4 protein-coding genes are annotated in these 11,950 nt (G+C 33.7%); 2 read left to right on the forward strand and 2 right to left on the reverse strand.

Annotation, left to right across the window (positions count from 1 at the left end; all coding sequences use genetic code 11):
- Positions 1-133 precede the first annotated feature (133 nt).
- Positions 134-409, forward strand: coding sequence for an adenylate/guanylate cyclase domain-containing protein (locus tag AB1414_08015; GenBank protein ID MEW6607384.1), 276 nt, complete (start codon positions 134-136; stop codon positions 407-409).
- Positions 410-1,211: 802 nt separating this feature from the next.
- On the opposite strand, the gene AB1414_08020 is transcribed toward AB1414_08015, so the two are convergent.
- Both AB1414_08020 and AB1414_08025 read right to left on the reverse strand, forming a co-directional pair.
- A complete protein-coding gene (locus tag AB1414_08020; GenBank protein MEW6607385.1) occupies positions 1,212-7,811 on the reverse strand; it encodes an FG-GAP-like repeat-containing protein in 6,600 nt (2,199 codons plus the stop codon).
- A gap of 115 nt (positions 7,812-7,926) precedes the next feature.
- Complete coding sequence (locus tag AB1414_08025; protein ID MEW6607386.1) at positions 7,927-8,850, reverse strand: PorV/PorQ family protein; 924 nt, start codon at positions 8,848-8,850, stop codon at positions 7,927-7,929.
- Between the two features lie 771 nt (positions 8,851-9,621).
- On the opposite strand from AB1414_08025, the gene AB1414_08030 reads away from it, so the two are divergent.
- Positions 9,622-11,535: a histidine kinase N-terminal 7TM domain-containing protein gene (locus AB1414_08030; protein MEW6607387.1), complete on the forward strand. Its 1,914-nt coding sequence runs from the start codon at positions 9,622-9,624 to the stop codon at positions 11,533-11,535.
- Positions 11,536-11,950 lie beyond the last annotated feature (415 nt).

Below are 11,950 nucleotides of genomic sequence, written 5' to 3' on the forward strand. Positions count from 1 at the left end.
TATGACGAGCTTGAATTTTCTGCAGCTGGAAATATTACAACTATTAGGTGTTCCAGCAAATAAATACTCTCTGAATGCTTTCACTTAAAAATCATGCAAAACATGAGAGGGGTGTCGAAATCAGCGTTTTAATATCGGCATTGGAATTAATACGGGTAAAATGGTTGTTGGGAATATGGGTTCTGAGTTGAAAAAAGATTATACCATTATTGGAGATAATGTTAATTTGGGGGCAAGGTTAGAGGGTATAAATAAAAAATTTCACACCAATATTATTATCAGTGAATTCACCTATCAACAGGTAAAAGATAAAGTAAAAGTGAAGGAATTAGGGAAAGAAACTGTCAAAGAAAAACAAAATGCCGTCAAGATATATGAATTATTGGCGCTGAAAGAATTGTCGAATTAATGGATATTTTGTTGAGTGGTAACTATTCAACTACAGATGGACATAGATGAAATACTGAAAGGAATATTGATCTGGAGTTTCGTAAATTTTTTTATGATTCCTTTTGCCTTTAATCTTTGCGTTCTTTGCGGTTAAAAAAGGATAAACCGCAAAGGGCGCAAAGTAGTAACGCAAAGGACACAAAGGGAAGAAAATAGGTGAAGTATTTTTTTTATCAACTCACCTTCAAAGAATAAGTTGCAAAAAAAATCATACGGCTTTTGAGCCTAATTTTGCCATCTTTGAGCAAAATAAACAGATTAACAAGGATAAGGAATATCTTAATCCCCTTAAATTTATAATTCAGAGAGCTTCAATAACAGCATAAAATTTACGAAAGTCCAGTTGATATATATGCCTTTTTAATCGCTTTATTTTAATAGAGTTATACATACACTAAAATTTGTTCATCGTCAAACAAAATGTAGTTTTTCTTCTTAACAGTCACTTGAATGTAGAATAACTTGCTTTCTACATTCAAGGTCTGATCCCATCACACATACTCATTGGAATTTATTTGTATTTTGGAATTTGTGATTTGGAATTTTGCCACTCACTTCGCTCTCCTGCAATCTCTAATTTCCCATTCATAATTTATACTTGCTCACCTCATCTTGTTACCCAACTTGTGGGTAAGGATAAGGCTCTTGAACTCGTGGAAGAGGTAGAGGATATACAATAAATGGTAAAATAGTGTTATTAAAAGAAAGCAGTATGTAAAACGTTAATCTTTTATAAATTACTTGTTTTTTTTATTAATACACTATTTAATCACCCCAATTTTACCTCGCTTAATCGAACCTGTATAATCATTTAAGAAGTAGATGTATATCCCCGAGGCAACAGGTTCATTATCTTTATTTTGTAAATCCCATGTGATTTTGTTATTTTGTGAACGCTTATCTTTTTCATAAATTAGCTCTCCAGCTAGATTGAATATTTTCAGGGAGATTATCTTATCATTTATCAAATTATCAAATGTTACCATATTCCCTTTATAAGCAGGATTTGGATAGACAAGTGTACTATTTAAGTTGTAAAATACCTTTGGTACATTGATGATTATTTCATCTGATAATACTTGAGGCTTTGTATCTACCGGTTTTTCATCACCGAATTTAGTTCTTTCGATAAACATTGTTTCTTTATTTTCTTCCTCATCAAAGACAAAGCCAATTTTTGAATGGTCTCCGAATGTTTTTATTCGCATTGGTACAATAGCCAGTATTCCTTCTTTTTTCTCCATTGGTTCCATTACTCCCACGGCATAATCAATTTTACCTTTTTCATTATCTACTTTGTTTGTTAATAGATATAGTTTATCTTGAGGAATATAATCACCCGGTATAATTTGTATCCCTTCGGTTAACATCTTCGACTTCAACGGGGTATTCTTATAAGTATTTTCTGAGACACCATCTACTACCTCTAACAATTGGGGATTAAATGAGAGGTGTATTTCTCCGCATAAGAATCTTTTTACATCACGAATATATACCTTCAGATAGATAATATCACCAATCCGTAGATCATCTATATTTACCCCTTCAAGTGTTTCAATATCGAATGATAGTTCTATTTTCTCAGTTGGAGATATAGGTTTCAACATTTTTGCTTTGGCATTACCTATCCCCTTTCCAAAATTATCTCTCAATATAATAAAATCTTCATCATCTACCCGGCCATCATGGTTAAAATCTGCGTTTTTAGCCTCTTCCCAACCTGGGTCGCCTTCTTGTTTGAAAAAGCTATCTATCAATCCGGGCCAATCCTCAATATTTATCTTACCATCATTATTTACATCTCCAGCTAATAAACTAACAGTTCCAATATATGTAGTATCCTCAAATTGTGTTTTGCTGATACATACTCCACTTAACTCTTTAGATGATGCTCCATGAGTATCAAAATTAAGGGTGTAAGTTCCTACTGGAATTTTCTCAAATATAAAATAAGAGTTTTCATTCGTAGTTGTAGTTTTACCTGATTCAATAATTGTTACCTGAATTTGTGAAGATGTCCCTAACTCTGTCCCAAAGTCAAGCATACAAAAACCCGCTATATTGCCAAATCGTCTTAATGAGTGTGCAGTAAAGATATAAGGTGAGTTTTGTAACCCGGTTGATATTGCATGAATAGTGTATGTTCCCGGTGGTTCTGTCCCTAAAGTAAGTAGGGATGTAGTTGTCCCTTGAACATTGGTTGTGGTTTTAGTCGGAGATATAGAATATAAAGTTGCACCTATAGGTATTTCAATTACCTCCCAATTTACCTCTACATTTTTACATGGATTATTATACTTATCTACTACCTTAACTATAAATGGTTCTTTTAGAGTCAAACTACAGGTATTGACTTGATTATTACCTGAGATATAAAGTAAAGTAGTTGGAGTGCCAGGTGTGATAATTACAGATGTAGTACCAATAAATCCAAGGTATGAACCTTGAATTGTATATATCCCCATGTATTTTGCAAGGAAAGTATTAACTGTAAAATCTCCACCACCTGTTGCAGTAAAGGTAGTAGAACCCGTAATATCAAGTTCTAAACCACCACAATAAGCAATACATTGGTAATCAATACTCTCATCTGCTTTTATAACCTTATCTTTAGGTTTAATATCAATCTCCGTAATTACCCAATATAAAGCCTCTTCTTTATTAAATGGAATATTATCTTTATCTGCATCTTTTAACCTTGTTAGACGATTAGGAGCATCAAAATCGAATACAACGGCTGATGTACCACCTACTTTTGCCTTAAATTTTAATGTACAAATTACTCCAGAACCCGTAGCAGATCCCGTAAGTAACCCAACAAAATAATCTATTTCCCCACTGCTATTATCATATTGTTTTACTACCATACCATCTTGTGGAAATGTTCCTGTACCAATTTCTTGTACCTCAAGTATATTAGGATTAAAACTCAGATGTAGTTTAGCCGTAATCATTCGTCTTACATCTTTTATCTCCACCTGAGATGTAAATTCTGTCCCAACTGCTATATTTTGGAGTGAAGGTGTAATCTTTAGAGTAGTTAGAGGAAGTACAATAAATATGGATTTTGCATAGTTGCATGTTACCAAACCATAAGCAATGAGAGTTGTTGTACCAATTGGCTGAGAATCTACTGTAAATATTGCCTGAAATTCACCAGTAGCATTAGTAGAAACTATAGTAATAGTACGGATATTACCAAATTCAATCCTAACTAATTCCGTTGTACCAAATCCATTACCACATACTGTAACAGAAGTTCCTACTTGTCCGGATGAAGGTAAAACTTGGGTAATTTTAGGTACAATCTTAAAACCATACCAAAAAACTCTTGTGCCAGATACAAATCCTGAGGCAACAATTGTAGTACTCCCATAAAGTTGAGTATTAACAGTAAAGACAGCAGAAAATGAGCCGTACATAGTTGAACTAATCATACAGACATTTAATGTTGTCCCAAAATCAACCCCTATAGCTTCCAGCTTACCAAAGCCATTACCTGCAATTGTAACAAGACTACCAACAGTGCCATCACAAGGTGATACAAAAATAATACTGGGTAAGATAAAAAAGTAATCCATAGCTTCTGCTTGAGTATTAACTCCTATTGCCGTAATTGTAGTTGTACCAAGAGGTTGAGTATTGATTGTAAAGGTAGTAGTAAAGCTACCTTCAGCGTAAGTAGATGTAAATTGAATAGCCTGAGGTGTATCACCAAAGTATATACTGATTCCTTCAGATGCACCAAATCCATTCCCTCTTATCGTTACCAAACTACCAACAGTACCTTCACATGGTGATACAAATAAAATATTAGGTAGAATACGGAAGAAATTTGAAGCAGTTTTATTAGAGATTAATCCTGTAGCTATAATTGAAGTAGTACCATAAGGTTGTGTCTCAATAGTAAAGGTAGTGGCAAAGTTGCCTGAAGAATCGGTTGAAACAGTAGTGATAGTTAGAATTGTACCAAAATCTATTTGGATTAATTCTGTTGAACCAAAACCTTTACCTTCTACTGTTACAATTCTTCCTACATTACCCTGGGAAGGGATAACTTGGCTAATATGAGGTGGTGTAAATTCTTGCTCAGTTGACCAGTTGCTATTTCTTAAACCAGCATCAATTGTTTGGACACTCCAGTAATAAGTAGTTGGTAATATTTGTGTTAATTTTAAGGATTTATTCTGTAAACCATAATAACTTCCAAATAGAGGGGTAGCATATTTTGAAGAAATAATATCCTCTTTATCTGGTCCTGTTCCTACCCTTACATTATAATACAATCCTTTCTGGGAAGTTTCAGTATCAGTAGCAGTTCCCCACTTTAAGATTATTGTACCTGAATCAATAACAACACTAAATTCAGATGTAGGTGGTAGTGGTAGGGTATTATGATTATTCCCACCCGTCAATTCTGCCTCATCATTATGGGATATTACGCCACCTCCCAGAGCTAAATCTAAATCCCCATCATTATCATAATCTCCCCAGGCAGAGCTATAACCATCTCCAGAGACACCTTGCACATAGGCAAATGCACCATTATCGTTTCGATATATAGAACAAGTGTTTATCAAATCCAAATCACCATCATTATCATAGTCTCCCCAGGCTAAAGAAGGATAACCAGTGGCACCGAAACCACCAACACAGGTTAAAACACTATTATCATTTCTGTATAGTGCAGAATTAACCTCTGCCCATCCTGTATTGACACATCCTTGAATGGCAAGGTCTAAGTCACCATCGTTATCGTAATCGCCCCAGGCAATTGCCCCTCCCGCAATTCCCATTAAACTTTGAGATGTATCTTGGATAAAAATTCCACCTATATTCTTATAAATTATTGTATAAACACCATTCCATGCATCTTCTGGGTTAGGGTCCCCAGTTATGGTTAGATCTAAATCACCATCATTATCATAATCTGCCCAGGCTATATTGCCACCAGCTAAACCCATTAATGGGATATTAGAGTTATTAAAAGTTCCATTATCATTTCTGTATATTCTTGAAATCCCTGACCAATTATTAATAGCCCCGGTAAATGCCAGATCCAAATCGCCATCATTATCATAGTCTCCCCAAGCAACATCACCACTCCAGACTCCTTCAATATTTGCTTGAATATCTGTAAAAATTTCTCCTCCATCATTACGGAATATCTTAGTAACCCCACTTGAACCATCATGTCCAATTATGGCTATATCAAGATCACTATCATTGTCATAGTCTCCCCAAGCAATATCATTACTGCTGATCCCTTCAATATTTGCCTGGATATCTGTAAAAATTCCTGCTCCATCATTACGAAATATCCTGGTAGTCCATGTTGAACCATCATATCCCGTCATAGCTATATCCAGATCACCATCATTATCATAGTTTCCCCAGGCAACATCACCATATGATAGATTGTCCAAATTTATCCCTGAGTCTTTGAAATTGGCTATAGTTGTTTTTCCTGACTCGATAGGGAAATCAGTATGTTGTACATAAGTGTAGGGGTCCACGGTAATATAATTTTTGAGGGATAATCTTACGCCAATATTTCTGCCTCGTTCTGCACCTTCTTTAATATCATAAATTATAAATATATTTGAAGTCCCAGGAGGAACAATTTTATTCAGATTTGTAAAATAACAACTTCCAGAAGTAAATGTTTGGGTAGTTCCTAATTGAGTATCAATTCCAGAATCATAAACGCCATTTTCATTAGTGTCATTAAATAATTTAATTCCACTAATATTAGTATCCTGTGCATCACCTGTTTTATCTAATCTAATTTTACTGATGGTTACACTTCCCGGTTCACTGGCGAAGGTTATTCTTTCCATTATTACTTCTTTATCCCCGCGGTTGACATAAGCAGGGGATAAACTTTTCCCCGAGATTCTTAACTGACATATAACATGAGTTTGCTCATAAATTTGCTCTGGTGACCAATTACTTGCTCCTAACGCTGTATCAATAGTTTGGACACTCCAATAATAACTCCCTTTTGGAAGATATAATTTAGATAAAGTAAGTTGATGGAAATAATTTCCTATAAAAGGTGTCCCTGATTTAGAAGAAATAATGTTATCTCCTCCAGAAACAGTTCCTATTTTTATATTATAATATAGTCCTGATGGAGAAGTTTCTATGTCAGTTCCTTTATCCCAACTAAATATGGAAATTCCTTCTGATTGATAAGTTGCGCTTAAACTACCAGGAGGAGAAGGAATGCTATTGGGATGCGTATCGCTTATATTATTTTGATATATCCTGGTGGTACTGGTTGCACCTGTCCATCCAGTCAATAATAAATCCAAATCGCCATCATTATCATAATTTCCCCACGCTACTTCACCATATATAGATATTAGTTCACAACTTGTATCTTCCTCAAAAACACCATTATCATTCCTAAAAAGTCTAGTCTTATCTGAACCTGAAATAACCAAATCTAAGTTTCCATCATTATCATAATCTCCCCAGGCAGAGCTATAACCATTTCCAGAGACACTTTGCACATAGGCAAATGCACCATTATTATTTCGATATATAGAACAAGTGCTTATCAAATCCAAATCACCATCATTATCATAGTCTCCCCAGGCTAAAGAAGGATAACCAGTGGCACCGAAACCACCAACACAGGTTAAAACACCATTATCATTTCTGTATAGTGCAGAATTAACTTCTGCCCATCCTGTATTGACACATCCCTGAATGGCAAGGTCTAAGTCACCATCGTTATCGTAATCGCCCCAGGCAATTGCCCCTCCCGCAATTCCCATTAAACTTTGAGATGTATCTTGGATAAAAATTCCACCTATATTCTTATAAATTATTGTATAAACACCATTCCATGCATCTTCTGGGTTAGGGTCCCCAGTTATGGTTAGATCTAAATCACCATCATTATCATAATCTGCCCAGGCTATATTGCCACCAGCTAAACCCATTAATGGGATATTAGAGTTATTAAAAGTTCCATTATCATTTCTGTATATTCTTGAAATCCCTGACCAATTATTAATAGCCCCGGTAAATGCCAGATCCAAATCGCCATCATTATCATAGTCTCCCCAAGCAACATCACCACTCCAGACCCCTTCAATATTTGCTTGAATATCTGTAAAAATTCCTCCTCCATCATTACGGAATATCTTAGTAACCCCACTTGAACCATCATGTCCAATTATGGCTATATCAAGATCACTATCATTGTCATAGTCTCCCCAGGCAACATCACTCGCAGATAACCCCGCTAAAATGATTCCTGAATCACTAAATGTAGATGAATTACCAATTTTTATGGTACTCACTACCATTATTATTACTCCTACAATAAGCTGTGAAAATTTTAACATAGTTAATTTCCCTCCTTCAAACAAAATTTTTACTTTTTGTAATATTTATAATATAGAAATTTATACTCTCTTTTACACTCCGTTAAAAATATGAAATATTTTATAAAATATAGACTTAAAATTTAGTTATAAGTGATATACGGTGTGTATCTCCTAAATCGTCATAATCACAATACGCATAATCTAATCCAATACCTGTTCCAGGAATCTTAAATCCTGCTCCAAAGGTTAAATCAGATGATTTTAATTCATCTTTAGTGAGTGTTTTATACCCTGAGCGCAGGGCTACTATATCTTTAATCCAATATTCTGCCCCAAGATTGAAGTTGGTATCATTATCTGAAGGGAAGTTAACATCCAGACTTAAGGTTAAGGCATTATTCAATAATTTATATGCCCCACCCACTTTAATATTTAGTGGTAAAGCATCCTTTTCACTGATAAACGCCTTCAATTTAGGACCGAGGTTCTGAATGTTTGCTCCAATGGTAAGATTTTCTACTGCAGGTTTGTATAAACAACCGATATCTAAAGCAATACCCGTAGATTTTTCATTATTTATCTTCATCTGGATGTATTTTAGTGTTGCACCTAAATTGCAATTATTTATCATCTGTCTTGCATAGGAAACTGCTACTGCAATATCCTTACCATCGTATGTCCCAAGTTTTTTATCCGGCCCATCACCATATTTATCTATACTTCCAGAATCTAACAGAGTAATTGCCCCACCCATAATTCCACCGCGTATTTGACCTGGATGGACATAAGCGAGGTAGTTATATTTTATCTCCTCCAGCCAATCTGAATACATAAAAGTGCATTGTCTTTCTTTAATCCCAGCAATACCCGCTGGATTCCAATACAGGGCATTAATATCATCTGCCCCTGCACAAAATGATTCACCCATCGCAATAGCTCTTGCCCCTTGCCCAAGTTTCAAAAATACTGCTCCTTTACTCCCTGGTGAACCTGCATATGCAGAAATACTCACTCCTACCATTATTAAACCTACAATTATTCTTTTCATCCACTTCATTTTTTATCTACCTCCTTCTAAAAAATTATTATTGGGAACGATTCATTTCCATCATACCTTGCTGAAAATAGATTTTTTGGTATCATTCCAGGAGTAACGATAATACTGGACTGTGCTGTCAATGTACAATTTACTCTATTGCCTTTTCAAGATTGAATTCGTGGGTAGAGTCGCTTTAACTTTAATGTCGACCACCTCCATAAAAAAGTTTCTCTTTATGGATATATCGACAAAAACAAAGAACTCCTTAAATTAAACTTGAAAAGGCACTATGTTCATCGTCGCTTCTCCTGAAAAATAGTGAAATAGCAAATTAGAATTAGCCCTAGGCTCACATCTTGCACATACACCTCAACTTAAAACTATTTTCCACCCCATGTTGTGCCCCCACGGTTTATAACCATTATTTACTCTCTAAAAATCTATGTAATCTGTGATTTTAACTTGTTCAGGTAAGAAAATACATATTCCACGAGTAAAAAACTCACTTTTTATCCCTCGTCAGGTTTTAAAGAAAGAAATATTTAGGTAATCTAAAAAATATATAAACCTAAAATCAAAACAATCTTAGAATTGAATTCATAAATAATATTATTGTATATTGGGCACTCACAATCTTGTGTTAGAAAAATTTTCTTTCTTAAATAAAAAATACCATAAAATTTTGAATTTGTCAATAGGTAAAAATGTTAATTTTTTGTTAATTTTAATTTCATTCACTATTGACAATTATAAATTTCTGTGGTATAATAAGTTAGAAGGAGACAGAAAATGTACCTTGCATTGTTTGGTTTTATAAGTTTTGCACTTAATTTTATATTTGGAATATTGGTTTATTCCTATAATAGTAAAGATATTGCTAATAAGACATTCAGAAATTTAGTACTTGCTATTTCCTTATGGTGTTTTGGAGTAGGAATGGGTTACATATCAGTTAATGTAGAGATAGCATTCAAATGGGCAATTTTTAGAGCAATAACAGCATTCCTTATAGCACCATGTTTTGTACATTTTTGCTTTGCTCTATCAAGGAAATATAACCTGTTAAACCAATTTATTTTGTTCCTCATATATTTACCCTGTTTGATTTCCATACCTATGATTTTGATAGAACCCGGAGTACTTATTAAAAATATTAGCATTAATCCTTTTGGAGGGTATGAGAAAGAGTTTAACACACTGTACCAAATTCATGGGTTATATTTAGCCTCTTGTGTTATAATTGGATTATATACAATTATAAAGGTAAGATTACAAAATAAACTACTTCAAACCAGTATATTTATAGGATTTATATTAGGTTGTACCTCATGCCTAATAATCTATTTTATCCTTTATCCGGTATTTAACATAAATCTTTTATACATAGGTCCATTATTTACATTAGCATTTCTATGTTCGATTGCATACGCATTAATTCAACCTGAGGGTTTGATGAATGTTAGAGTTAGAGAGATATTAGGAGAATTCTTAGTTAAATCAATAAGTTATATACTTTTAATTTTGACATCAGTGATAATATTTGTCAGTGTATTGTATTTTACTAAATGGATGTGGATTCCTGGCTTTGAATCAAATATTTGGGTGTATTTACCTGGATTGGGCTTGGCAGTCTTTGTCTCAACACATTTTAAACCAGGAGCTTACACATTTGCCTATAAACTTATATATGGTGCTCGACGATTCCTCTGGAGAAAAAGATTTTTAGCCCTTTCTTTAAACCTTAAAAGAGATTGTCCAAATGAAGAGGTAATAAAATTAATTAGAGAACAAATCCCTAAGATTATAAATACTAATATATACCATTTATTGTTTTATAACCAGGAGAATGATACATTTAAAATAATAGATTCAAATAAAGATGAGGTAAAAGATACAGAGTTACAGCTAAGTATGGAAGATGCATTAATCCAGAGAATAAACATAGGTAATGGACTAAAGGTAATAAGTGAAATTGAATCTGATGCTTCATTTGAAAAGGGTATTTCTATATTTAAAAGGTATAAGGTAGAACTATGTCTGCCCATAAAACAAAAAAAAGAATTATTAGGAATTATATGTTTTGGGAAAAGGAATTTATTCCCTCACTATGACTTAGAACAGAAAAAAGAGATTAGTAGGCTTATCTATTTGGATGCTTTACCATTTATTCAGGGTTATTTAGAGAGTAAGTTTAGAAATTTACCTTACATAATTTCTATCTATATCCGGGATATACCTGATAAGGTATTTGAAACTAAAGATGAACATTTCTTCGAATATCTACTTAACCCTGATAAAGTAAGGATAAAAATAGTGAAAGATGGAAATAAAGTTTTAACCGAAGATCTGGAATTAATTCCACCCGAAAAGATAATTTTTAATTATCTTGTCTATACGGCATATATAAATGCGGTATTTGATAAATATTCACAATGGGATACAATCCCTTCTTCTAAACGGATTTTTTCAAAAGAATTAGCTGATTCACAAGGATGGGTAGCTAATGCCCTAAATGCTCATCATGGATATGTTCCTGTAGAAAGCAGGATAAGGCAATGGATAGGTAATATTCGTTATGTGTTAAGTAAAATGGATGCCGCAGATTTAATCCCTCGTGAAACTACTTCTCGTCGAGGTAGAGGTAAAGGATATACCATAAACGGTAAAATAATCTTATTAAAAGAAACTGTTTCTAAACTGTAGTTTCGTCATTTTTTATCAAAGATTAACCACAGAGAACACAGAGAAATTTTTAGGTTTAAAAACTTTGTGGTCTCTAATATTGTGGTAATTTTAAAGATATTCAAAGAAAATTCCTTTGCGAAAATAAGTTAATTAAGTTAATTAGCATTCTAATCTTTTATCTTCTTATTCTCTCAATTCGCTTAATCTCTTAATTCGCGTTTGGTATAGAATGCTAAATCTTGCTTATATTGAGAACACCGAGAAAAATAGACCACTTATTAATCGAAATTTGACATAGATATGGCTATGAAATTCCAAATCACCAATTCCAAATTCCATTTAGTGAATTAGTGAATTAAGCGAATTAGCGAATTAGTAAAATCTAATCTCTAATTCACTAATCTCTAATTCGCTTTTTGGTATGTGGAATTTG

This window comes from bacterium, assembly GCA_040755795.1.
Classification (GTDB): domain Bacteria; phylum UBA9089; class CG2-30-40-21; order CG2-30-40-21; family SBAY01; genus JBFLXS01.